Origin of the sequence: Jejuibacter sp. L23, from assembly GCF_050815825.1 — a bacterium.
Taxonomy (GTDB): Bacteria; Pseudomonadota; Gammaproteobacteria; order Enterobacterales; family Enterobacteriaceae; genus Jejubacter; species Jejubacter calystegiae.
The window spans coordinates 3,319,231-3,342,864 of the sequence record NZ_CP138199.1; the positions used below are offsets into that span (position 1 = coordinate 3,319,231).

General features: G+C 50.4%; 19 protein-coding genes and 5 pseudogenes. 3 read left to right on the plus strand and 21 right to left on the minus strand.

The features are described from left to right. The 5 genes from SCU88_RS15845 to yihU all read right to left on the minus strand — a co-directional run bounded on the left by SCU88_RS15845 (position 1) and on the right by yihU (position 5,807). Complete coding sequence (locus SCU88_RS15845; RefSeq protein ID WP_175341693.1) at positions 1 to 1,356, minus strand: MFS transporter; 1,356 nt, start codon at positions 1,354 to 1,356, stop codon at positions 1 to 3. A gap of 109 nt (positions 1,357 to 1,465) precedes the next feature. Further along, positions 1,466 to 2,896 (minus strand): MFS transporter, encoded by a 1,431-nt coding sequence (locus SCU88_RS15850; protein WP_175341694.1) that lies wholly within the window; start codon positions 2,894 to 2,896, stop codon positions 1,466 to 1,468. A 70-nt stretch (positions 2,897 to 2,966) separates the two neighbouring features. Then, a complete protein-coding gene (locus tag SCU88_RS15855; protein ID WP_175341695.1) occupies positions 2,967 to 3,977 on the minus strand; it encodes an alcohol dehydrogenase catalytic domain-containing protein in 1,011 nt (336 codons plus the stop codon). 31 nt (positions 3,978 to 4,008) lie between these two features. Continuing rightward, on the minus strand, positions 4,009 to 4,893 hold the full coding sequence (locus SCU88_RS15860) for an aldolase (RefSeq protein ID WP_175341696.1): 885 nt from the start codon (positions 4,891 to 4,893) through the stop codon (positions 4,009 to 4,011). Between the two features lie 23 nt (positions 4,894 to 4,916). Next, positions 4,917 to 5,807, minus strand: a complete 891-nt coding sequence (yihU, locus tag SCU88_RS15865; RefSeq protein ID WP_175341697.1) for a sulfolactaldehyde 3-reductase — start codon at positions 5,805 to 5,807, stop codon at positions 4,917 to 4,919. Positions 5,808 to 5,980: 173 nt separating this feature from the next. Here yihU and SCU88_RS15870 point away from each other — a divergent pair, with 173 nt between their 5' ends. Together SCU88_RS15870 and SCU88_RS15875 are read left to right on the plus strand one after the other, a co-directional pair. Then, on the plus strand, positions 5,981 to 6,877 hold the full coding sequence (locus tag SCU88_RS15870) for a PfkB family carbohydrate kinase (RefSeq protein WP_175341698.1): 897 nt from the start codon (positions 5,981 to 5,983) through the stop codon (positions 6,875 to 6,877). Positions 6,878 to 6,914: 37 nt separating this feature from the next. Beyond that, positions 6,915 to 7,709 carry a DeoR family transcriptional regulator gene (locus tag SCU88_RS15875; protein WP_175341699.1) on the plus strand — a complete coding sequence of 265 codons (795 nt, stop codon included), beginning with the start codon at positions 6,915 to 6,917 and terminating at the stop codon, positions 7,707 to 7,709. A gap of 77 nt (positions 7,710 to 7,786) precedes the next feature. On the opposite strand, the pseudogene SCU88_RS15880 reads toward SCU88_RS15875, so the two are convergent. From SCU88_RS15880 to SCU88_RS15940, 13 genes and pseudogenes are all read right to left on the minus strand, one after another. Further along, a pseudogene (locus SCU88_RS15880) lies at positions 7,787 to 7,903 on the minus strand (IS200/IS605 family transposase); the annotation flags it as partial. 111 nt (positions 7,904 to 8,014) lie between these two features. Beyond that, positions 8,015 to 8,458: pseudogene (locus SCU88_RS15885) on the minus strand (helix-turn-helix domain-containing protein); the annotation flags it as partial. A gap of 116 nt (positions 8,459 to 8,574) precedes the next feature. Further along, a complete protein-coding gene (locus tag SCU88_RS15890; protein WP_175341700.1) occupies positions 8,575 to 9,342 on the minus strand; it encodes an ATP-binding cassette domain-containing protein in 768 nt (255 codons plus the stop codon). Next, positions 9,339 to 10,397, minus strand: coding sequence for an iron chelate uptake ABC transporter family permease subunit (locus SCU88_RS15895; protein WP_175341701.1), 1,059 nt, complete (start codon positions 10,395 to 10,397; stop codon positions 9,339 to 9,341). The genes SCU88_RS15890 and SCU88_RS15895 overlap by 4 nt, the downstream gene beginning before the upstream one ends. A 17-nt stretch (positions 10,398 to 10,414) precedes the next feature. Next, a complete protein-coding gene (locus tag SCU88_RS15900; protein WP_175341706.1) occupies positions 10,415 to 11,404 on the minus strand; it encodes an ABC transporter substrate-binding protein in 990 nt (329 codons plus the stop codon). Positions 11,405 to 11,414: 10 nt separating this feature from the next. After that, entirely contained in the window at positions 11,415 to 13,580 is a 2,166-nt protein-coding gene (locus tag SCU88_RS15905; protein ID WP_175341702.1) for a TonB-dependent siderophore receptor, read from the minus strand. Between the two features lie 367 nt (positions 13,581 to 13,947). Beyond that, positions 13,948 to 14,727: an IS21-like element ISSen3 family helper ATPase IstB gene (gene istB, locus SCU88_RS15910; RefSeq protein WP_431810022.1), complete on the minus strand. Its 780-nt coding sequence runs from the start codon at positions 14,725 to 14,727 to the stop codon at positions 13,948 to 13,950. Next, a complete protein-coding gene (istA, locus tag SCU88_RS15915) occupies positions 14,727 to 15,749 on the minus strand; it encodes an IS21 family transposase (protein ID WP_431810023.1) in 1,023 nt (340 codons plus the stop codon). The genes istB and istA overlap by 1 nt, the downstream gene beginning before the upstream one ends. Before the next feature lie 13 nt (positions 15,750 to 15,762). Beyond that, entirely contained in the window at positions 15,763 to 16,350 is a 588-nt protein-coding gene (locus tag SCU88_RS15920; protein WP_431810024.1) for a TIGR03757 family integrating conjugative element protein, read from the minus strand. 232 nt (positions 16,351 to 16,582) lie between these two features. Then, complete coding sequence (locus SCU88_RS15925) at positions 16,583 to 17,104, minus strand: hypothetical protein (RefSeq protein WP_175342326.1); 522 nt, start codon at positions 17,102 to 17,104, stop codon at positions 16,583 to 16,585. 313 nt (positions 17,105 to 17,417) lie between these two features. Further along, positions 17,418 to 17,862, minus strand: a pseudogene (gene tssD / locus SCU88_RS15930) (type VI secretion system tube protein TssD). Next, positions 17,778 to 18,359: pseudogene (locus SCU88_RS15935) on the minus strand (phage integrase N-terminal domain-containing protein); the annotation flags it as partial. The pseudogenes SCU88_RS15935 and tssD, both read right to left, overlap by 85 nt. Before the next feature lie 1,289 nt (positions 18,360 to 19,648). After that, positions 19,649 to 20,242, minus strand: coding sequence for a lytic polysaccharide monooxygenase (locus SCU88_RS15940; RefSeq protein WP_175342324.1), 594 nt, complete (start codon positions 20,240 to 20,242; stop codon positions 19,649 to 19,651). A gap of 388 nt (positions 20,243 to 20,630) precedes the next feature. Here SCU88_RS15940 and SCU88_RS15945 point away from each other — a divergent pair, with 388 nt between their 5' ends. Continuing rightward, complete coding sequence (locus SCU88_RS15945; RefSeq protein WP_175342323.1) at positions 20,631 to 21,788, plus strand: RHS repeat-associated core domain-containing protein; 1,158 nt, start codon at positions 20,631 to 20,633, stop codon at positions 21,786 to 21,788. A 77-nt stretch (positions 21,789 to 21,865) separates the two neighbouring features. Here the strand turns inward: SCU88_RS15945 and SCU88_RS15950 are convergent. The 3 genes and pseudogenes from SCU88_RS15950 to SCU88_RS15960 all read right to left on the minus strand — a co-directional run bounded on the left by SCU88_RS15950 (position 21,866) and on the right by SCU88_RS15960 (position 23,629). Next, a pseudogene (locus tag SCU88_RS15950) lies at positions 21,866 to 22,110 on the minus strand (Hha/YmoA family nucleoid-associated regulatory protein). 47 nt (positions 22,111 to 22,157) lie between these two features. Then, entirely contained in the window at positions 22,158 to 22,805 is a 648-nt protein-coding gene (locus SCU88_RS15955; protein ID WP_175342322.1) for a DsbA family protein, read from the minus strand. A gap of 53 nt (positions 22,806 to 22,858) precedes the next feature. Beyond that, positions 22,859 to 23,629: a thioredoxin domain-containing protein gene (locus SCU88_RS15960; RefSeq protein ID WP_175342321.1), complete on the minus strand. Its 771-nt coding sequence runs from the start codon at positions 23,627 to 23,629 to the stop codon at positions 22,859 to 22,861. Between the last annotated feature and the right edge of the window lie 5 nt (positions 23,630 to 23,634).

Below are 23,634 nucleotides of genomic sequence, written 5' to 3' on the forward strand. Positions count from 1 at the left end.
TCAGTGTTCTCGACTATAGCGGTAAGAGGTGAATTTTTTTCTCGTATCTTTTTTATTGTGTGAATATGGTTCGATAAGCCAGACACAGATAAATGAAAGTCCTGAGATGATAAACAGGAAAAAGGCGACATACCACGGCTTTCCATCTCCTAACGCCAGTAAACTGGATGCGATAAGAGGGCTCATCCCTCCCAGAATAGCGGAAAATTGGTAGGCAAATGAAAGGCCGGTATAACGAACATGCGTGCCAAACATAGACGTGAATAACGTAGGCTGTACTGAAAACATAATTGTTGGACCCAAGTTATAACCCAGGATCATAGCAGACCAGATAATAAGTTTACTTTCAGTGCCCAGCAGTAAAAAAAAGGGGAATGCAAAAAAAACACAAAAACCCGCGCCAAATAAATACACCCTCTTCTGCCCAATACGATCTGAAATCCAACCTGTCAGGGGACAACACACCATACCAATAGCTGAAGCGATAAGCATACCGGTTAAAGGAATATCTCTTGACAATGCCAGCTGGCTGGAAATATAGACAATCCCAAAGGCATTAATGATATTTGATGATACACTCTCCGCCAACCTGGCTCCAAAAGCCAGCAGGGTATTTCGTGGATGTTTTTGGAAAAGCTCAATGAGCGGAGGCACAATTTTTTCGCGTGGCGCCACCATTTTTTGTGTTTTATAATCCAGAGTTTCTTCAGTATGAAGTCGTATGAACATCCCCACAACTAACATCACAGCTGATAACCAAAATGGGATACGCCATCCCCAGGAGAGAAATTGATCTTGAGTAAGAAAATAATTGCATAAAGCAAACACACCTGTCGCCAGCATAATCCCAACAGAAGCGGCCGTTTGCGGCAATGAGCCTAAAAAACCTCTTTTCTCCTGAGGGGCTGACTCAATAGTCATTAATGCTGCACCACCATATTCCCCACCCAGTCCGAACCCCTGAATTAATCGCAGAATCATCAAGATAACGGGTGCCCAAATACCAATATCCTGATATGTTGGTATAAATCCGATTAAAAAGGTCGTAGAGCCGACAATGCCTAACGTCCAGATAAGTGTTATCTTGCGCCCGACCTTATCGCCAAAGTGACCAAAAACAATGCCCCCGAGAGGACGAGTTAAAAAACCCACGCCAAAGGTAGCAAATGCAGCAATCAAACCAATAAATGGTTCACTATCCGGGAAAAATAATGGTGCAAAAATCAGTCCTGCCGCCGTTCCAAAAATGAAAAAATCGTACCATTCCATCAACGCGCCAGCAAAACTACCCAGAACAACGCGCCTCATGGCTTTTCTGGATAACTCTTCTTGTGGTACAGGTAATATTTCAGACATAATATCCCTCTCCCGATAGGCGAGAAAGCTATGAAGCAAGGCCACCGCGAAAGTGGTCAAGATATTCTGTTAAGCACGTCGGTTATATTAATACCGACGTGTATTATGATTATTTATTAAGCTCAGCTAACACCTGAGCATCCTCTGCATCTACATTCGCACCAAGTGGCTCCCACTTGATCAAGACACAAGTCAGAAATCCCAGAAAAGGCACTATCGCCAGCCAATAGAAAGCCTCTGTTTTTAACGCCCCCCAGAGCATAGGCCAGAAGATAAGCCCGGCAATCGCCCCCGTACGCATGATAGCACGAGTGAATCCAACCCCCGTTGGACGAATAGCTGGTGGGTAAGAGAGTGTGGCAATTGTCATACCCAGCCCTCCAGGTCCTGCGGAATGGAAGAAAATAATGGCCCCCAGTAAGCCTAAAGAAAACCATGGATTAGTGGTGGCCAAAGCTCCTAACGCAAGCAGAGCGATAGTTACGACAGCGAATCCATACATAGACTGAAGGCGCGTGCCTAAACGCTGAAGAATAAGCGAACCTATTAAGCCCCCGGTAACGCCGCATAATGCATTCACTACCGCAGCACCAGTAAGCGCTCCGGCTAATCCCCCGCCCAATATCCCCGCCAGCGTTAAGGGTAAATAAACTCCCACCGCGTTATATTGCCAGGCCTGCATGGTAGCGACAACGCATCCCAGAATAGTACGCTTACGATAACGGGAGTTGAACAGGATGCCATATCCGCCTCGATATTTGCTTTCTGGTTTTTCAGCAATCATTGATGATGGCGGAGGGGCAACGACACATGCGCTAACTCCATAACGTTTATTCAGAATATCGCAGGCTTCATCATAGCGGCCCACACGAGCAGCCCACATAGCTGACTCACCTATAAAAAAGTATCGCAGCACCATGATAATGACAGCAAAAACAGCACCGATAAAAATACCATAACGCCACAATTGTTCTTCGCTAATATCGGATAAAAGTAGTGGGAGCAGTACGAGATAGACAACTGTGGTTGATACATACCAGGCCATTTGCCAGAGATTCACAGACGAACCGGTTTTCTTTGAGGCTGCCCCCCTAAGCTCCGCCACTGCATTTGTCGCCAGGGGGAAATCGATGCCGAGGCCAAACCCCATTATCACACGACATACCAGTACCCACCAGATGTTGGGTGCTATGGCAACGGCGGCGGCACCTATCGTGCATAGCCCCATTCCAATAATAAAAGCGCGCTTCTGACCACAGCGATTTATGACCCGATTCGCTAATAACCCGCCAATCAGTGCTGCGACCAGGACAGAGGCATTAACGGTAGCCGCCAGCCCCGGAGAAATACCGAACTGTGCGGCAATATATTTGTTACCAAACCCCACCATTGCAGCCTGGTAAGCATCGATAAGAATCCCGCCCAGGGCAATAAAAATGACACCGACACTGGTATTTACTGCTGAATTTTTATTTACAATATCAATCACGTCCTGAGGACGGCTGATTGAATAAAGAGCAGGACTGGTGATTTGACTCATCGCAGTATCCTTTTTTCATCGTTGTAGGGTGGCGCTGCCGTTGCACAGCGCCAGACAAAGGACTACATCATCAATCTTCAACAAACTGCAGCATGACTTTTATCGAGTTATTTTGTTGTGCGCGTTCAAAGGCCTTTGCTGCATCACTGACAGGGAATAAGTCAGTCACCAGTTCACTGGTATCAAACCGACCATCCGCAAGCCACTCAATAACCACATCAAAATCTTCGGGGATATACATACCGGAATTCAGCAAGTCACGTTCGAAACGCTGCATCATAGGTAAAGGAATTTCTCGCGGGCCGTCGGGTACTCCCATGCATACAATCGTTCCGCCAGCGTATACTCGACTACAGGCGTCATTCAGCGTGGCCTGCGCAGCAACAACATCAATCGCACCGGTAAACCGAACTTGTGCATCAAGAGCGCCAGGGGCCCAGACCTCTGCCGCACCAAGTCTTAACGCCAGCATCCGTTTCGCAGCATCAGGTTCAATAACAGTAATTTTTCCTGCCCCCATAATGCGTAATGCCTGCACAATAGATAACCCAATAGTACCAGCACCGATCACCAGTACACTTTCCAGAGAAGCTTCCGGCATTCGATTAACACAATGGCGGGCGCAGGCTGCCGGTTCAGCGAAAGCCAAAACTTTCAATGGCAACGTCGATGGAGCAACGTGGCAGTTGCGCGCTGGAACGATATGCTGCGAGCGGGCAAATCCAGGTGCGCGAAAGCCAGCAACCTGGGGAGGCTCACAAAGATTAAAGCGACCCGCTTTACAGGCACGGCACTCCATGCAAGCCATAATCGGGTCAACAACAACATGATCACCGGGTTTAATGTTCGTTACCTCACTCCCGATGTCTATCACTCGCGCTGCAATTTCATGCCCAGGTACAACAGGAGGCTTTGCAAACGGATGCCCTCCTTTGAGTACATGCAGGTCAGAGCCACAAATACCGTAAAATACCGGGGATATACGGACTTCATAAGGTTTTAGCTGCTGGTGTGGCAGTTCAACATATTGGGTCGTCACTTTTCCAATATCAGAAAATAATACCTGAGTAATTTTGTCCATGAATCTGCTCCAGATGCATTAATATGGGGAATTAACGTTGAGAAATACCTTCATCGACGATTTCAGCCAATCGCTGTAAGCGTGGAACAGAAACATCACGCAACATCGTTTGTGGATCCTGCGCGCCAATAACTGAAGCCCAAACAGCTCGTCCTGCCAGAAACCCACTGGCTCCCCCTTGCATAGCAATGCGTACTGCGCGGCCAAAAAGATCCGTATCAACACCTGAGGAGAGGATGACCCATGGCATCTTCATTTGATCGTTAAGTCTTTGGCACGCTGCAAGCAATGTCCGCTCGTCTCCTTTGCCCCCTAATGGCATTTCAGCCTTATAAAGATCGGCACGGGTACCACCAAGCTCAGCCGCCGCTGCAACAATGGCTCTTTCTTTGTCAAATTCCCAACCACAGCGAGGTGGACGAACAACAGGCTCGATAATGCTGACAAGACCGGCGCTACGACAACGTTGAACAAACTCCTCCACCATTGCCAGACGCGCCTGTGCCGACTCATCCTCACGCCAGAGTACCAGCAGTTTCATTGCTTTTGCGCCCATCTGGCGGGCGTAATGAGGATCAATAGTCTTATCAATCTCTACGCTATCAACTGGAATACCATTACCGGGTATAAAATGATCGGCAGCCACAATCAGACCACATGAATCCGCCACAGCGCCCTGTGACACAATCTGCTCGAGGCAAAACTGTTTATCTGCCAGAACAGCAGAAGCATAGGGAGACAGGATACTTGTAGCGGCAACTTTAAAGTCGGTAAGAACACTGTCGGTTACCGGTTTAGAATGTCCGGCTGCCGCAAACATCAGACGCATAGCTTCACGCTGATCAACGGCCAGCATGGCAAAACCGCCTCCGGGACGAGAGATATCTGCCAGTGTGTAAAGGGTATTATTAGACATAGTCACTCCTGTAATCGATTAAGTTAAAATGAACCTAAAATTCCTGCTTTCTGGCGGACCAGGGACAACAGAGCACTCCAGTCCTGACGCCCCCAACCTTCTTCACTGGCCTGAACATAATAATCTTCTGCTGCACACCCCATACTCAGCGGGACTTTTTTCTGCCGGGCGACATCAACAGCGATTCGCAGATCCTTTAATGCCAAATCCACCATAAACGCCGGAGAGAGATCGCCTTTCAATACCTTGCCAGGCCAGGTTGTCGTAAAATGCCCTTTTCCTGCAGCCGTACCACTCATAACTTTAATCGCCACATCAAGGCTCAGCCCTAGCGATTCACAAAGTACCGCGGCTTCTGCCGATAGCGCATTTAGAGCGATACTCATATAGTTGTTGATGAGTTTCAGCCGAATGCCCATCCCTGGCCCACCAGCCTCAACCAACTCATTTCCCATACACATCAATACCGGGCGTGCTCGCTCCACCTGGTACGGCATACCTCCTGCCAGAATCAGCAATGTGCCATCAACCGCATTAACGGAAGTTCTCCCTACAGGAGCATCCATCATGTTGATCCCTTTCTTTTTCATTTCACTGATCAAGGCATCACTCTGTAAGGGATGAATGGTGGACATATCGATCACCAGCGCGTCATGAGATACAGACTCACTCACCCCACGGTCACCCAATAACACTTCGCGCACGATATCGCCATTTGGCAACATAGTGATGATAAACTCCGCCCCTTTAGCTGCTTCTGCTGGGGTTTTAGCCACAACAGCCCCTTTATGAGCTAACTCACTGGCTGTCTGCTGATTAATATCGAATACGCGCAAGGCATATCCTTTCTGCAGCAGGTTACTGGCCATCGGACTGCCCATCTGTCCCAACCCCAAAAATGCAATTGTTATCATGACACTTCTCCGATTCATTACTGACAAACAACAACAAAAAACAAAGTCATTCGTGGTCTTTTTTGATCATATTTGTTATTTATGACGAAAAACACGACACACATCACCAATTTGATCATTTTCATCATTAAAATGGACACAACAAAGATGAAATTGCACAGGAATCAACAAATATGACCAGAATCGCTTGCATCGGGATCACCGTACAGGATCGAATTTACTCTTTGAAAAACCTGCCTTTCGAGGGAGGTAAATACCAGGCTAATCAATACATTGAAGTAGGCGGCGGACCAGCAGCTACCGCAGCAGTTGCCATCTCCAGGCTGGGGGGCGATGTTGATTTTATTGGTCGTGTAGGTGATGACAGCTGTGGAAACACGTTACTTACTGAACTTCAGGGCTGGGATGTAAATACCTCATATTGTCGCCAGTATCCAGGCGCTCGTTCATCCCAGTCTGCAATACTGGTCGATGGACAGGGAGAGCGTATTATTGTCAATTATCCCAGCCCCGATCTGAATACTGATGCCAGCTGGCTGGAATCGATCGATTTTGCGTGCTACGACTTGGTTTTGGCAGATGTCCGCTGGCACGAAGGAGCTCTGACCGCCTTTACCCTGGCGCGCGCAGCTGGCGTACCAACGCTATTAGATGCTGATACAACACCTCAGGATATTACTCCGCTGGTAAAGCTAGCCGATCATGCGGTTTTCTCCGCCCCGGGCCTAAAGAAAATGACCGGACAGGATGATGTCATCCAGAGCCTCTATCTGGCAGCAGGACGTACTAAGGGTAAAGTATATGTAACCCAAGGAGGAAAGGGCTCTAAGTGGATTGAAAATGAACGTTTGTATCAGCAGGCTGCATTTTCAGTTAATGTCGTGGATACTACCGGGGCTGGTGATGTCTTCCACGGTGCGATGGCTGTAGCACTGGCGGAAAAAAAGCCCACAGAACAGGCCATTCGCTTTGCCAGCGCCGTAGCAGCAATGAAATGTACTCATCCTGGTGGGCGAGCAGGCATTCCTGATCGTGAACAAATCGAGTCATTTCTGTCACTTTATGCGTAGAATAGTGAGCATACACAGGAGAAAGACAGGAGTGTCCATGACTATCGCTGAAGTCACCGGTAACCCACGCCACGATCGGCTTATCCATTATATTGCCGAACGGGGATATATGAATATCGAAGAGCTGGCGCAGTTGCTGGATGTATCTACACAAACGATACGCCGGGATATTCGCAAATTGAGTGAACAAGGACTGATTACCCGTCATCATGGAGGGGCAGGACGAATATCCAGCATAATGAATACGGCTTTTGAGCAACGTGAATTATCTCTGGTCCCGGAAAAGCAGGCAATCGCGGAAGCGGTGGCTAGTTACCTCCCGGAACGCTGCACCGTATTTATCACCATCGGTACAACAGTAGAAGCCGTTGCTCGCGCTTTACTCAATCGGCGTGACCTACGAATTATCACAAATAGTCTACGAGTGGCTCAGATATTATATAAAAACCAGGAAATTGAGGTGATGGTTCCTGGTGGTTCGTTACGTGCGCACAATAGCGGAATTATTGGCCCCGGAGCAGTAAACTTTATTGAGGGGTTTCGAGCTGATTATCTTATCACCAGCACTGGTGCCATAGAGCATGATGGGACACTGCTGGAATTTGACGTCAATGAGGCCCAGGTGGCCAGAGCCATGATGAAATATGCGCGTAATACGCTATTGGTTGCTGACCATACTAAATTCACCGCTTCAGCTGCCGTATCTATTGGTAATGCAAAAAATGTACGTGCATTCTTCACTGATACCTCTCCATCAGGTTCATTTCAACAATTATTGAATGAAGAAAATGTTGAACTGATTGTTACCAAAATCAGAGCGCATACTGGGTAAAAAAACACCCGCACAGCTGGTGGCATTGATTGCCCCCCAGAGGGGCATACTAAGTCCAGACTCAGAGAGCCTTCCCTTCACACTTCTTTTACTGGAAACTGGCTCTCTTCAACTTCATGCTTTTTCTGGCACTTCACATATTTCCTGATCATTTCTTCGTTCATACCTACGATATCAACGTGCCCCTGGCGCGCCGCCAAAAAGCAAAACTGTTAAGTTCATCGCCAATAGAAAGGCGTGCGCACCGGACTGGTATGAGTCACCAGACGCATTCCAGGAGCATCTAGATTATCCGTGGCGATTCAGTATTGATATAAACCGGGGCCAACTTTACAGGTATCCATCTGAACCCAATCACCGGGAACAGGGCGTTCGTAGCGAATGAAATCACCTTTACACCGGAATTTAGCTACAGATTTAACCTGATTCTGGCAGAGGACTTTGTGGATCGTTACCATTGCCAATGAGATTGAATGAAGTCGTTTTAATCCGCCTTGAATCCGTCTTGCACCCAGATTTTGCTGGGAACGTAATTCAAGAATCAGAGCGACTTCGCCTGCGCCGGTTTTCGTTGATGGTGATCGCTGGTTTTCCAGGCCAGTGATGCCCTGAGCCAAATATCTCGCCACCATTTACGCAATGTGGATCGAGAAATGCCACAGCGACGGTATACGAACCGAACCCAACATCACCGAACGTTTTTCATAGAGTTTTACCCACTGTAGCTGCTGTTGAACTCCCCTGTTCATAGTAAGGGGTTATAGTGAAACGATGTCTATAAATCATACTGTTAAGGCGGTCTATATGTTGCAGTACATTCTTTTCCATTGATCTTTCCCGAAGGCTTAAAACCACTTCAACCCGACTATTTTTCGATTACACCATCCACAATCACAAGCGCTTTTCCCTGCGAACAACGTTCTACTCTCCCGCGCACGCCGTACACCTGCGCAAAGCTTTCTGCGCTAACCACCGTTTGCGGGTCTCCGCTGTCAATAAGCCTACCCTCTTTCAGCATGATGACCTGGGTAGCATGCCGCAGCGCGATATTGATATCATGAACCACCACCAGCGTGACCATATCGCGTATCCGTGTTTCGCGGGACACCACGTCCATCACGTGAAACTGATAGTTGAGATCCAGTGCGCTCAGCGGCTCATCAAGCAATAGCAGAGAAGGGCGGCGAATAAGCGACTGCGCGAGTCCCACCAGCTGTTTCTGACCTCCGGACAGTCTATCGAGATAGTTCATTGCCAGATGGGCGATGCCTAACTCTTCGAGCAGAGCTATCGCCCGCGCCTGGTTTTGCTCTGCGCCAGAGGCGTGCTGGGCGACAATCACCGACTCCAGCACCTGCAGATGCACGCCCTGCGGCAGCGACTGCGGCAGAAATACGACTTTTTCAGCCCGTCGGGCAAGCGGCAGCGATAACAGATTCACCTCGTCCAGCCAGGCTTCGCCACTGGCGCGATTTAACCCTGCCAGCGCGCGCAGTAGCGTTGATTTACCGCAGCCGTTGGGGCCTAACAGTACAGTGACCTCGCCGCGTGACAACGTAGAAATCGTCAGATTATCAATAATCTTTCGTTTGCCGTAACCGGCGCACAGTGCATTAATCGACAGCCCGCTCATGACATATTCCCCCGATGGCGCATCACAGTGCTCAAAAAGAACGGCACACCTACCAGCGAGGTAACGATCCCTACCGGTAAAATTACGCCGGGGATAATGTTCTTCGATGCCACTGAAGCCAGCGACAGAACCAGCCCACCAGTGAGTATGCTTCCGGGCAAATAAAAGCGATGATCTTCCCCCAGCAGCAGGCGGGCAATATGCGGTGCGACCAGACCGATAAAGCCAACTGGCCCGACAAAAGCAACAGAAAGGGCTGCCAGCAGGCTGATGCGCAGCAGTGATCCCAGGCGTAAACGACGAACATCAATACCAAAGCTCATCGCCCGCTCTTCACCAAGACGTAGCGCGGTAAGCTGCCAGGCACGACGCAGTGACCAGGGTAAAACCATCGCCATCGCCGCAGTCAGCACCGCCAGTTTCTCCCATGAGGCGCGGGCAAGGCTTCCCATCGTCCAGAACACCAGGCCCTGCAAGGTATCTTCATCGGCGACAAACTGCATGATGGAAACCAGCGCGTTGAAGGTAAAGACCAGCGCAATGCCAAACAGCAAAATGCCCGACGTCGGCATGCATGTCCAGCGGGTCAGGCTGTCGAGCAACAGAGCGGAAAAAAGCGCAAAAAGAAAAGCATTAGCCGGAATAAACCCGCTTTCCGGGACGCCGGGAATACCGATACCCAGCACAATCGCCAGCGCCGCGCCAAAGGCCGCCGCTGAAGAAACGCCGAGTGTAAACGGGCTGGCCAGTGGGTTGTTCAGGATGGTTTGCATCTCAGCTCCGGCTAACCCCAGCGCCATTCCTACCAGTAATGCCATCAGTGCATAGGGTAAACGGATATCCCAAACGATAACCCGTATGCCGGTAGCTGCCTGGGCCGGATGCAGCAAGGTTTGCACCAGTGAATGTATAGGGAGCCCCGAAGGACCGAGCGTAAAATCAAGCAGCAGCGAAGCGATAATAGCGATAAAAATAACCGTCAGTATCGCCAGCCGCTGGCGATACAACTGTCGGTAGTGATTTTCTACCGACAACGTACTTTCCATAACAGTCATGGTTTTCTCACTCTCGGTTAGCGTGGTGGATTGAGCACATCACCCACCTGCGCATCACTTAACGTCAGGCCAAAGAACTGTTGATAAAACTCACGTGTCTCTTTACGCATATCCACATCGGCAAAGCGGCCGGGATAGAGCATTTTCGCCAGCCACAGAAATTGCAGCGCCTCTTCACTGGTTTCGCGACACCACCAGAACATCCCTTTCGGATTGACGTACACGTGATGATGAATGACTGCGTCCACGCTTGCCCACTGCGGAGAGCTCAAAATGGCATCAGCATCGCGCTTGTTCATCGCGACAATAACCGCCGGGTTGGCTGTGACAATTTTCTCCAGCGCCACTTCACCTGAGCGGTTTTGTTTATTCCCACCAAACCAGTTTTCGGCAATATTTTTCCCACCAGCCAGATCGATCCAGTCCTGGTTGAGCGATGGCCTGCCAGTGGTGGTCAGCGGATTTCCCATACTGTGATAGAGCGGCACGCGCTGTGAAGCGGGAAGATCTTTGAGGCGACCGGTCACCAGGGCAATGTTGCGGTCAAAATAGCGTTGATAGGCGAGCGCTTTTCGCTGCGCATCTGGCCCCAGCAACACCGCTGTTCGCTGTACGCGTTGGGTCAACGCCCGCAGAGAGTTCGCTTCGAACGCCAGCACCTGCACTCCTGCCTGTTTCAGTAAATCCTGCCGGGGCACCACCATATTTTGCGGCACAAAAAGCATGTCGACCCCAAGCGCGATAATCTGTTCAGGGTTGATTTCATGTCCGCTGTTTACGCTTACCACCGCCACATCCTCAATGCGCGGCAGACTCTGGCGAAAAAGGGGGATCTTTTTGGCAACCATCGACGTTCCGACGATGTTATCGCCATACCCCAACATGGCGATGATGGTGTTTTGCGCCGGCCATGGCGAAGCGATACGCACCTCCTTGTGCCTATTTTCTGCATGCAGGCTGACCGCCAGCAGTAACGCCAGTAGCGATAATAAACGAGAAAATTTCATCATTTATCCGTTAGAAATCAAAGGTGACGGAAGAACGCACTTCACGACCGCTGCCGATAAACGCACTCGGGGAACCGTTATCGCCATCGGTACCCGACGGGAAGATTGAAGCCCAGTAATGTTTATCAAACACGTTGTTTACCACCACGCGGAAGGTGGCTGGTACGTTGCTCACTTTGGTGGTGTAACGCATTCCCAGATCCCAGGTGGTGTAGCTGCTGGCATAAGACGTATTAGTGTCATTTGCCGCGCGTTTTCCCGTATAGTGGACGTTGGCGCTATAGACCCATTCCGGCATGGACGGCAGGCTGTATTCCGCCAGCAGGTTAACCTGCACTTTCGGCACGCCCACAACCTGTTTATTGCTGGTTGATGAATTCGCCGTATCTTTCAGTTTCGGGTCGAGGAAGGTAACGCCGCTGTAAATATTCAGCCCCTGCCAAACATTACCGGTAGCGGTTAATTCGAGGCCGTTGTTAACCTGATTCCCCTGCTCTTTATAGACGTTATCCGTATCGAGATAGGCAAACGGGCGTTCCAGGCGGAACAGCGCCGCGCCCAGGTTCATCCCGCCGACGTCGGATTTCAGCCCCACTTCATACTGTTTGCTACGATACGGATCGAGCGTTTGACCAGCATTTTTTACGTTGTCGTCCATAGGGGCAGTGCCGCCCTGCTCCAGCGAATCGGCGTAGCTGACATAGGCCATCGTGTCAGGGGTGATTTTGTACATCAGCGCCACGTTCGGGCTTAACCCATTTTCATCAACCTGACTGGTTTGATTGCCGTGCTTGTCGTAATTTTTAGTCTGCAACCAGCTCTGGCTCAGGTAGAACATCGCCGACCATTGTGGCGAAAAAGTCACCGTATCGCCAAGCGTAATGCTCTGCTGAGTATTTACGCTGGAGCGATAGCGCGGCCCGCCGGTGCGGATTTTGCCATCGCCCTGCTCATCTATCGCATCCGGGTGATACATATTCGTGGTACCCCAGCTATAGCTGGAAGCAATCCCCTTCGCACTATAAAGCGACCAGACATAACCCGTGGTTGAAAGCGACAGATCATGGCCGACAGAGCCGGTATCAATATGGCCATTCAGCCCGGCAGTATTACTCAACACGCGGAAACGACCGGCAGCGGTGGAATCCTTCATCGAGCGCGAGATATCGCCCTGATTATTGAGTATTTTGCTGGAAACACTGCGCATCGCGCGGTCGGCCTGCTGCCAGCCCACGCCAGCGTTCATAGACCAGTCGTCGTTAAAGTAGTGGATCAGGCGGGTACTGATGGTATCGGTAGTCAGGTCGTTACCCGCTGTACTGAGCGCCAGATTTTTATCCTTCGGATTCGGCGCAGACAGCAGTTTGACGTTCGGGCCATAGCTAAAGCTGCCAACATAGCCTTTCTGGATAAATTCATAATGGCTGGCGTCGAGCTGTAGCTGAGTTCCCGGCTGAATATTCCAGTCGAGCGCAACTGAAACGAGTTTGCGACGTAGCGTGCTACCATCAACATTGCCTTCGCCTTCCTGATCGAGCAGGTTCACGCGATAGCCAAACCGTTTGTCCTCATCAAAATGACCGCCCAGATCGGCATAGCCGGTAAACGCACTGCGGCTTTGATAGCCCAGCGTCACTTTGCGCAGCGTCTCTTCGGTTGGACGCTTCGCCACGAAGTTAAACTGCCCGGCCGGGCTCGCCGGGCCGTACAACGCACCGGTCAGGCTATTAAGCACATCCATACGTTCAAGCATTTCCACTGGAAACGCGGTGGTCGAAACGATGTTCAGCCCGTCAAGACGACTGTTAGCCACCACGCTTCCCTGCATACCACGGCTTTGTGGACGCCCTACATCCATCCCACCACGCGCCTGCATTTGCGTACTGGGAGAGTATTTCAGCATTTCGCTAACGCTTTGCGCCTGCTGATTTTCAATCATTTCTCTGGTGACGGTGGTGCTGGAATAAGGCGTTTCGACCCAGGATTTCGTGCCAAGCGGACCGACATCAATATCATTAGTTTTGAACCCTGCACCAGCAGCAGAATCCATGGTGTCAGTGGCGGTATTACCAGTGACAATCATTTCATCTTCAGAAATGGACGCGGCATACGTATGGAGAGATGCCAAAGACACTAATACTGGCAAAAGCGTAGCGAAAGATATTTGAGTTTTCATGTATCACATGATCGTTATATAAAGAATTATATTACGATCAATATGCAGGCAAAATCATGATCGAGATCACACATGAATATAAGCTATTTATAATTCAGACTATCACAGGCATTACAGGAGCATATCCGAATGGCCACCTTCCCGTGGTGATTTCGCTATTATGGATCCAGTTCGCTTCCACGTACGGCGATATGGCGCGTACGGAACCGCTATTCGCGCTTTCATGGCTAAAAATCAGCACTGTTGATGCTGTCAGGAAACAACTCGAACGGAGCTGGAATGTCGTTGACAGCATTATGACTGTCAACGACGGGTAAAAAGTGATCCACTTACATCTCCACCGACGATCTAATATTGATCCACCGTTTTACTCAGGATTAGCTTCAGCGATAACCCCGGCCTTTCGTTTCTGTTTCAGTCGATAGCTCTCTCCTTTTATTTGAACAACGTGTGAGTGGTGTAAGATCCGGTCCAGCATCGCGGATGTCAGCGCCGCATCACCGGCGAACGTCTGATCCCACTGCCCGAACGGCAGGTTGGAGGTCAGGATCATCGCGCTCTTTTCATAACGTTTGGCGATGACCTGGAAGAACAGTTTTGCTTCTTCCAGGCTGAACGGCAGATAGCCTATTTCATCGATGATGAGCAGCTTTGGTGCCATCACGCCACGGTGAAGCGTTGTTTTATAGCGGCCCTGACGTTGCGCGGTGGACAGTTGAAGTAACAGATCCGCCGCCGTTGTGAAGCGAACCTTGATACCCGCACGTACCGCTTCGTAGCCCATTGCTATTGCCAGATGCGTTTTCCCCACGCCGGATGGCCCCAGCAACACGATGTTTTCGTTACGCTCTATGAAGCTCAGTGAACGCAGCGACTGGATTTGCTTCTGCGGGGCACCTGTGGCGAAGGTGAAGTCATACTCTTCGAACGTTTTCACCGCCGGGAAGGCCGCCATCCGGGTATACATTGCCTGTTTACGCTGATGGCGGGCCAGTTTCTCCTCATGAAGCAGATGCTCCAGGAAGTCCATATAGCTCCATTCCTGATCCACAGCCTGTTGCGACAGCGCCGGCGCTGCGCTGATAAGACTGTCCAGTTGCAGTTGTTCGGCGAGAACCATCAGCCGCTGATGTTGCAGCTCGACCATTATGCGGCTCCTCTGCAGAACGTGTCATAGATGGACAGCGGATGATGCAGTGGCTGCCTGTCGAAGGTCACCAGGCTTTCGTCTACCTGTACGTGATACTGTTTTTTCTCTGGTGGCAGGGCCAGCATGGACTGCTGTTCTTCGATCCAGCGATCGCAGGGACGGGTCTGGATAGTTTCATGCTTCCGCTGGTTAGCGACATCGTGCAGCCAGCGCAGGCCGTATCGGTTGGCTGTTTCAACGTCAACGGTGATCCCCATCGGGCGCAGGCGCGTCATTAGCGGGATGTAGAAGCTGTTGCGGGTGTACTGCACCATCCGCTCCACCTTGCCTTTAGTCTGTGCCCTGAAGGGGCGACACAGCCGTGGAGAGAAGCCCATCTCTTTGCCGAACTGCCACAGGGATGGATGGAACCGGTGCTGGCCGGTCTGGTAAGCATCACGCTGTAGCACGACTGTTTTCATATTGTCGTACAGCACTTCCCGTGGCACACCGCCGAAGAAGCTGAACGCGTTACGGTGACAGGCTTCCAGCGTGTCATAGCGCATGTTATCAGTGAACTCGATGTACAGCATTCGGCTGTATCCCAGAACGGCAACGAACACATGAAGCGGTGATTTGCCGTTACGCATGGTGCCCCAGTCAACCTGCATCTGCCGTCCGGGCTCAGTTTCGAAGCGAACAACGAGCTCTTGTTCCTTAGGTGTGGCGAGCGAACGTATAAACTCCCTCAGGATGGTCATGCCACCACGATAACCCTGCTCAGTGATCTCGCGGGCGATAACCGTCGCAGGAATTTTATAAGGGTGGGCATCAGCGATGCGCTGACGAATATAATCCCGGTATTCATCAAGAAGCGAAGTCACTGCAGGACGCGGCGTATATTTTGGCGGCTCAGACTGCGCACGCAGATAACGCTTTACGGTATTACGGGAGATACCCAGTTCTCTGGCAATCGCCCGGCTGCTCATACCCTGCTTGTGCAGGATTTTAATTTCCATAACTGTCTCAAAAGTGACCATAAGCTCTCCCGAATCAGGAGAGCAGATTAACCCCTGGATCTGATTTCAGGCGCCGGATATGGATCACTTTCGCACCGTTGGTAACAATGACTCGCGCGGTTAAGCGAGATCTTAGTTGATGCAATCCTGAGAAATGGCGCAGGCCACTATCTGGGCCGTATTTAACGCAGCCACCTCCGCTGGCATCGAGGCAGTTCCCAACACAGATGCAACGGCCACAGCGCAGAATGTCGCCCTGAGACGTGAAACAGGCTGGCTCACTGACCACGTCCCGATCGTCAAACACCACGGCAGGGACTTTCCGGATACCCAGCTCCCAGGCACGGACCACCTGGCGGTATGAGGTAACCTGTTGTTGCTGTCGCTGCTGCCACTGTGGGGATGCAATAATCTGACTGGCCTGTGCCGCCGCCCGCTCAGGATCGGCCGATAGTTGGCCAAACATCTCAGCCAGCAGCCGCTCGGCTCCATCCAACAGCACTACCGGAATATCCGGGGGAAGATTTTCAGGAAGATGACGGCTGTCGGTATAAATCACCGTGCCCGCCAGCACCGTCGCCGGCAGAAGCGTCGGCATAAGGATAAAATGACGTAATTTCATTGAGAGACTCCATCAGACCAAATCGCCTGACAGCGTGCTCCCAGGCTTTCAGGAAAGCTGCAATAAACTAAAAATCCGTGGTTAAAAATTAATTCGGTAAGGCTGTCGCAGTTGATATTGCCCCGATACCCGCTCAACCTGGAGGGCATCGGTCATCATCGGGGAGCAGGTCGATGTGATGAAGTTAATTCCGTAGAAAAGGCTACCCATCCGGTAGCCTCGGTAGTGATATTTAGTTGGATGTAACCTGGATAATAAGCACGCCTTTAACACTTTTATTCTCAACATAATATTGAAGACAATTCATCTGAATAAAATCACCATAGCTTTGAGTATCAGTACAGTATTGAATAGTATTGCTACCTTGCTCGTCTTCGGACATTAATGCGAAATTTTCTGATGATGCCCCCAGAAAAGAAATCCCCTTAACCCTGACGCTTAAATCATTGCTATAAGGAGAACAACCTATTTGCTGCCCATCTCTGGCAATCGCTATAGAGGTTAAATCTCCTTGCCCTATCTCATTATCAGAGATAGACCAGTAGTTAACACCTCCAGATGCAAGGCAAAGCCATGATGCCCTATCGTCCTGGTTAACCACTACGCCTGTGTCTTTTGCAATATCTGCAAGACGGATAAATTCCATTACAAAGAAGTCACTGCCAACAATCACATCTGGCACTAAATTTTTATTGGCATCGTGGCTAATAACAGATGAATCATCGTGATAATAGTCGGCTCCAAAACCCTCCATCTACATAGCCATCAATTCGGAAAGCATCGCGCCCACACATGTTATTGCTCAGACCAGGAGTAAGATCGAGAGTGTATTTTCTCGTATGGGCTAAGTTATGAGAAACACCGATTATATAGGTACTTCTGGGAAGTGGGCTTTTTTTACACATTTCTTAAAACCATCATTCTTATAACCCGGCTCCCCACATAATCTGCAGTATATGTTTCACCATTACAGGTAAGAATGCATGTTACCACATCATATTCCCATGCCATTATGCCACCCGCCCTTTCCATGAATCAGAATGAATAACATTACCATCCAGATAATGCTATGTAATTTTCTCGCAGGCTAAATCAAGATATTCATACCTTTCCCATTATGACCTCCTAACTCCCATCATAAATGGCTCTATTTCCGTGGCTTTTACGTTCTCCCGGGTAGTTCTGAAATACTCTTCCTCCTGCCCATCGTAGTTGATTCGATAGAACTTAAACACAGCTTTTTTAAGCTATCCACCCCGTAGACAAAGCATTGTATAAATAGGAAGAGGAATTATCAATGCTTTCCATAAATGAATATGAGCTATGTAAACGCTTTGCTGTAGCCTTACCTGTCAGAGGATCGACAGGCAGTTTCACGGAGTGCATCAGTTCACTAACTTCGATGTTTCCCTCTCTACCACTCACTTCAACACTGCCTTTTGTGGGCGCCCCCCCTTTGTTCCAAAAACTACACGAACACGATCGTGTCCTTTCGCTAATTCTTGCTTCCATGTTTTTAAAGACTTTGCAGCCTGAACAGCCTCCTCCGTTCTGAGACCGATATAACGGGATAATTGAACAGCAAGCGCAACACCCTCATCTTTCGCAGATGCAAAACTAACAACAGCATTTAGCTTCTCATCGGTAACCGGACGTTTAGTTCCATCCCGGTTTGCGCCGGAAATACCCAGTGCCTGATTACTCAGCTGGCCATTGTTTGGATCAGACATTTTACTCCGCCCGGCTACAGACATAATCGCCCGTATCGCTGACATTTCATTTTGTAGTGTTCGGTTTGAAATCGCTTCTGCCTTACGGCTATCAATATACCTCTTTACGTGCACAACTTTGATATGCTTTACGTCTCTTATCTGAATATTAAATTTTGCCAGCCGTTCCGTAAAACGGCTGGCAATTTTAGAACGATCAGAGACAGTTTTAAAGCTTCCCCCTTTTTGACGAGCAAGAGTAATAAGCTGCTTCCCCAACTGTTTACTGAATCTGGACATCACCTATCTCCATCAGGAATACACATCCACCAGCTTTCATAAAGCGGGCAGATCTGTATTCCACATTTTTAACCCCGACGACACGGTTGCTTTTGCGCTTCCTGCGTCTCGACTGGTACCTGTGCATCGGGGCGGCGAAATGTTGAGTTCTTGCGAGGCACCTCAGGTCTCTGACCTGTTTGCTGCTATTGCAGAGCTGACGTTCGTCAAGCTGCCTCCAACACTACTTAGCTCGTAGTGTCGCCTCGATACCGAGTCGATTTTCCTCCTTACTCATTAACGAAACGTTCAGGTTCTTTCATCACCTTAAACGTCGAAGTTGAAATATGTTTCAGCCCTTATTACACGGACTACGCGTGTGTCAGATGGTACAGAAACGTTGAAAACCACGTAGCGCGTGGGTTGAGTCGTTATGCGCTGCGCGCGTCACTTGGTGTTCGCTTCGCTCGCACACAAGTGACGCCGCGCAGCTTCATGCTCCTGATGCAACTCCGTAAGCGGCCAAATGTACCAAATGGCCTTATACGTTGATGCAAAAGTCGTATGAAACTCAGGGCGTATCACTACGAAAACGGATTGTTGATGCGCTCCTGCCATACTGGCCGGAGGCTGCCGGACGGTCTTCTGCCGGCCGGGAATGTATGTCATCAAATATCACTGACAACTGACCTTCATCGCCGCGTCATAGTGCGCATTCTGGCGATATCTACTTTCAAAGGTGAGCAGATTTCCCCACAGAACTTTCTGTGCTTTCCATTCACAGGGTACGGGAGAGTTTATTGAGTAGCCACCCGAAGGCGTTCCTCACAGGCTACCCGGAACATTGGTGGTCGCTCACAGGCGACAATATTGCAAAGCGAGCATACCAAATAACCAGAAAGCACGTCAAACACACAACGTTGTATAACCATCTTACCTGCAACTCGCTGGTGATAAAGGATTAGACCTCACGAAGTATATCTGATTATTGTACAGGGTATACGTATCCGCTCAACGAACAAGAGCCTCACGCGCGTCTCTCATCAGGGCCCTAATCGATGACAATTCACCATGGCTGTTTATAGTACCGCAGTCTCTCTCAGTCAGTTATTGCAGAGGCTACAGAAAAATTACCATTATATTCTTGAACAAATAAATTAAGAAGCCTGTATATCGGAATGGTTTCTTTCGTTCTTTCTGCTGCTTGTCTTTTTTGTTGGCTGTGTACCGTAGGGGAAAAATGATGTTAAATCACTTTTATATTGAGCATTCCTGGCCCTCCCCTCCTCAACCAAGAATGCTCTGCTCTTCTATTGGATAATATTTGCGTCAATGACCTGATAAAAAGCGTTGCCAGTATCAGCAATATCCCACGTTGCAAGAATAACATGATAGCCGGAGCGATCCGATGGAATAGAGCATGTATGCTGTACCGGTGAAACAGGAACAGCATCGTTACCATTAATCTGACAAAAGGGGATCAAATCAAAGGAATTTCGCTCCAGTTTTTTAGATGAATCCCAACCTTGTCTGGTAATAAAGTATCTCCAGTTTGTTGTCTTATGTGCTTGTGTCAGAGTCCAGATAAAAGAGTTGTTCCCGGTATGTAGATTAACTTTAGCCCACCGATTTGGAGACTGGGCGTCCAGTTCAGGGAATCGGGAGTTTCCACCACTGGCAATAGTTCCGTTGGCAGGGCCTTCTGCCGGGAAATTTTTAGGGCCTTCGACACTTTGTGGCTCATATTTAATTGTGCCACAATCAATATTCTGGCCTTTTTTACACAAAAAGGCCCTGCTTTCTGGTGTCGATACGTAACCGTGGGCACTGGCAGTCTGAATAACACCAGTATTAAGAATGAAGGTCACGACCAGCCCAGTGATAAAACATTTATTCATATTCATGCACACACATCCACCTTATATCAATTGAAAAAATTTCACACAAAAAAAAACAAACCACACCTCAGAATTAATAAATTCGATATTTCTGACGTTGTCACAAGCCATAATTCCCTTTCCATCGACAACAATATTAAAAGCGTACCGGGAAATAACTTAAAAATCACGCCAGTAATATTCAATGTATTACAAACAAAACTGTCGGCGATGACGGTCACCCCCTTCTTTCCGCCATCAACGGGGCACGCCGGATATCAGAAATCCAGCCCCGCGCACTCTGAAGGTCAGTGCCCGACATAAAAGGCCGGAGGCCATTCCTGTCAGATTCACATTTCCCTGAAATTTCCTGTTTGCCTGCCGGTTATCGCTGCGGTATGACATCGGGAAACGAATGCAAAAGGGAGTATCGCCAGACATGAATCACTGTCTTTTCGGATTTAACGGTGAACGGACTGACCCCGTCAGTGGGCACTGTCACCTGGGTAACGGCTACCGGGCGTACAGCCCGGCTTTGATGCGCTTTACCTGCCCGGACAGCCTGAGTCCGTTCGGGGCCGGAGGAATCAATCCGTACGCCTACTGTGCCGGTGACCCGGTGAACCACGCCGACCCGACCGGGCACCTGAGCTGGCAGGCCTGGCTGGGTATCGGGATGGGAATCATCGGACTGGGACTGGCTGTCCTTACCGGCGGCGCCGCCATTGCGGCTGCGGGCGGTGTGATGGCGGCAGTGGAGTCCGCCTCGGCGGTGTCGCTGGCCGTGGGTGCCACGGGTGTGGTCTCAGATGTGACGGCGATAGCGAGTGGTGCGGCTGAAGAAAGCCATCCTCAGGCTTCCGCAATACTGGGCTGGGTGTCGCTGGGGACCGGAGCTGTGGGACTGGCGCACGGGGTGTACAGTGCGGGAAGGGCTGTTTATCAAAATCTGGACAAATTTGCTTCGCGTATGCCTGTAATGTCAACGTCTGTAGATTACCATTCTACAGAATGGGGACTGGGAGAGTTCACGCCATTAAGCGCACCTGAAATCGGAGGGAGTAAAACAAAGCTAAATGCAGCTTTTGCTTTTATTGATGAAGCCGCACCAGGTTCAAGGCGATTAAATATATGCGGACATGGCTCAAAGTCAGAATGTGGAATAAAATTTTACCACCCGGACGGGACAACGTTTTACGTTGAGGCGAGTAAGATTCTTGATGAGATTGAAAGTCAAGGCGTGAGCCTGAGCAATATCTCGTCGATAAGGCTGGCTTCGTGTCACGGGGCCGAGAATGGTCTGGCCCAGACGCTTTCAGATATCACATACCTGCCTGTACAGGGGTTTTACGGAAAAGTACACTTTGATTTTCCGAAAGGTTTTTATAATCACATCGTGGATGCAATAAATATAAACAAAAATGAGTTGCAGCGTATGATTGATAATGGTCAGACGCTAAACAGAATACGTACTGAGGATTATTATTATTTTTATGTAAGACAAGGAAACTTCTTATCAAAAGGACAGATAAAGAACAACTTCCCGGCCTGGTTCTTTCCTCAGCAACTGTGAATTATCGGCTTCTTCCGGACCAGGATGACATATTTGTGATACCTGTAATATTTCTCACACCCAAGATGTCACCACATCTAAACCATGTACGCCCTGCAGCCAATGACATGCAACCAGACAGCCACCGGCCCCGATCACAAAGCCGGTTCATGATAATTTCAGCCAGACGATGGTCTGCTACATCAAACACCACACACTCAGCCACGGTTAATTTATAATGATTTGCCTCAATCACCTTCTCCAGCGTGTCGCGGGAAGTGCAGCGGCGTAGCTGCAACAGCCAGCCCTGTTTGCTTTTACGTTTATGTTCTGTCTCGTTCATCATAAGGGCTCTCAGGGGGCGTCGCTGTCAGCGACCGGTAGCGGTACTTAATACTGCAGCAACGAGGTCACCACCCGGGTAAAGTGGCTGACATAGTCCGCCGGCGTGTCACCACTGATTCCTGCATTGTTAATGTGGTATTTTCCATCGATATAAAAGGCCGGCACACCCCGCACATCATACTCCACCACCGCCTTGCTCTGACGTGCCACCTCCGCCTGAACCGCCGGGCTGTGACTGGCCTGTAGATAGCGGCCCTCATCAATCCCGGCTTTTGCAAGAAGGTGTCTGATGTCATCCGCCGTCTGTACGGTACCATTCTGCACCGCCGCAAACAGCAGACGCTCCACCGCGTCTGTTTTGTTCAGGACAACGGCCATGCCCCAGGCTTCGGTCAGCTCACGGCCCAGGGGCCCCATGGCGCTGACGTGATACCGGACCACCCGGGTGTCGGAGGGGAGTACCCGGTTGATGGTCTGCCTGACCGGGTAGCGCTCCGCAAACAACCGGCAGTGCCCGCAGTAAAAGGAAAAGAATTCCACCACCCGGGGAGCCGGGGTGACCGGGGAGGTTAGCACGGTGTATTCCCTGCCGGCTTCGGGGGCCGGGGATGTGGCAGCCCGGACCGGCAGGCTGCACAGGCTCAGCAGAAGCATCAGGCCGGCAGCAGATTTCACATATCCTAGTATCATCATTACGTCTCTCCTCCTTATCATTATCTTCCCCTCGCTGCGGTTACCGCAGGCCGTTATTTTCCGGTGGCGCGCGCCAGAGCCTGCTCCAGGGTGGCAAGGTCTGTACCGCCCGGGATGACGGTGATGCTCTCCGCCGTGGCCCCGCGGGACGGCATCACTATCAGCCCCGGGGTGCCCTGCAGACCCAGCGTCCGGGCCAGTTCATCCGTCCCGGCCAGGGTGGCAGACACGTCGGCCCCCTTCCCTGCCGTCAGTTTCATGGCCCGCGCTGCCGTGCGGATATCATCAGCGGTCAGGTTTCCTTCATTGTGCCCGGTGGCAAACAGGGCATTGTGGTAAGTCAGGTACGCGTCCGCCCCCTTCTGCTGTGCTGTCTGCAACCCGGTCCGGGCGGCCTGGCCGGAGACGGGCCAGCGAGAAGCAAAGATGGGCCACTCCTTAAACACAAACCGTACTTCCGGGGGGGCCTGCATAAACTGCGACAGCACCGAGGCCTGCCGGGCGCAGACCAGACACTGATAGTCGAAGAACTCCACCACGCTCACCGGGGCGTCAGCCGGCCCGTATGCCGGGGTGCCCGGGTCCCGCAGCAGAGCGGTCTGGTGGTCCTGTACCTTTCGGGTTATCGCCCTGACCTGTTCTTCCTGCGCCTGCTGCTGCTTCTCACTGACGCGTACCAGAATATCCGGGTGAGCCAGCAGGTAGTCCCCGGCAATCTGGCCAATACGGGCTTCCTGGTCCGGGGTGAAGACCGGGGCGGCGTGTGAGGCTGCCGGCAGCAGACCGGCAAGCAGGAGGTAAATAAGGTGTCGGTGTCGCATCATACTGT

What these genes read in the sequence shown, in the direction of transcription:
- SCU88_RS15900 (WP_175341706.1), bottom strand. Translation starts at nt 11,404, where the DNA reads ATGAAATTTTCTCGTTTATTATCGCTACTGGCGTTACTGCTGGCGGTC.
- SCU88_RS15850 (WP_175341694.1), bottom strand. Translation starts at nt 2,896, where the DNA reads ATGAGTCAAATCACCAGTCCTGCTCTTTATTCAATCAGCCGTCCTCAG.
- SCU88_RS15960 (WP_175342321.1), bottom strand. Translation starts at nt 23,629, where the DNA reads ATGATGCGACACCGACACCTTATTTACCTCCTGCTTGCCGGTCTGCTG.
- SCU88_RS15925 (WP_175342326.1), bottom strand. Translation starts at nt 17,104, where the DNA reads ATGGAGGGTTTTGGAGCCGACTATTATCACGATGATTCATCTGTTATT.
- SCU88_RS15845 (WP_175341693.1), bottom strand. Translation starts at nt 1,356, where the DNA reads ATGTCTGAAATATTACCTGTACCACAAGAAGAGTTATCCAGAAAAGCC.
- SCU88_RS15955 (WP_175342322.1), bottom strand. Translation starts at nt 22,805, where the DNA reads ATGATGATACTAGGATATGTGAAATCTGCTGCCGGCCTGATGCTTCTG.
- SCU88_RS15870 (WP_175341698.1), top strand. Translation starts at nt 5,981, where the DNA reads ATGACCAGAATCGCTTGCATCGGGATCACCGTACAGGATCGAATTTAC.
- istB (WP_431810022.1), bottom strand. Translation starts at nt 14,727, where the DNA reads ATGGTCGAGCTGCAACATCAGCGGCTGATGGTTCTCGCCGAACAACTG.
- SCU88_RS15875 (WP_175341699.1), top strand. Translation starts at nt 6,915, where the DNA reads ATGACTATCGCTGAAGTCACCGGTAACCCACGCCACGATCGGCTTATC.
- SCU88_RS15860 (WP_175341696.1), bottom strand. Translation starts at nt 4,893, where the DNA reads ATGTCTAATAATACCCTTTACACACTGGCAGATATCTCTCGTCCCGGA.
- SCU88_RS15945 (WP_175342323.1), top strand. Translation starts at nt 20,631, where the DNA reads ATGCAAAAGGGAGTATCGCCAGACATGAATCACTGTCTTTTCGGATTT.
- yihU (WP_175341697.1), bottom strand. Translation starts at nt 5,807, where the DNA reads ATGATAACAATTGCATTTTTGGGGTTGGGACAGATGGGCAGTCCGATG.
- istA (WP_431810023.1), bottom strand. Translation starts at nt 15,749, where the DNA reads ATGGTCACTTTTGAGACAGTTATGGAAATTAAAATCCTGCACAAGCAG.
- SCU88_RS15920 (WP_431810024.1), bottom strand. Translation starts at nt 16,350, where the DNA reads ATGAAATTACGTCATTTTATCCTTATGCCGACGCTTCTGCCGGCGACG.
- SCU88_RS15855 (WP_175341695.1), bottom strand. Translation starts at nt 3,977, where the DNA reads ATGGACAAAATTACTCAGGTATTATTTTCTGATATTGGAAAAGTGACG.
- SCU88_RS15940 (WP_175342324.1), bottom strand. Translation starts at nt 20,242, where the DNA reads ATGAATATGAATAAATGTTTTATCACTGGGCTGGTCGTGACCTTCATT.
- SCU88_RS15890 (WP_175341700.1), bottom strand. Translation starts at nt 9,342, where the DNA reads ATGAGCGGGCTGTCGATTAATGCACTGTGCGCCGGTTACGGCAAACGA.
- SCU88_RS15905 (WP_175341702.1), bottom strand. Translation starts at nt 13,580, where the DNA reads ATGAAAACTCAAATATCTTTCGCTACGCTTTTGCCAGTATTAGTGTCT.
- SCU88_RS15895 (WP_175341701.1), bottom strand. Translation starts at nt 10,397, where the DNA reads ATGACTGTTATGGAAAGTACGTTGTCGGTAGAAAATCACTACCGACAG.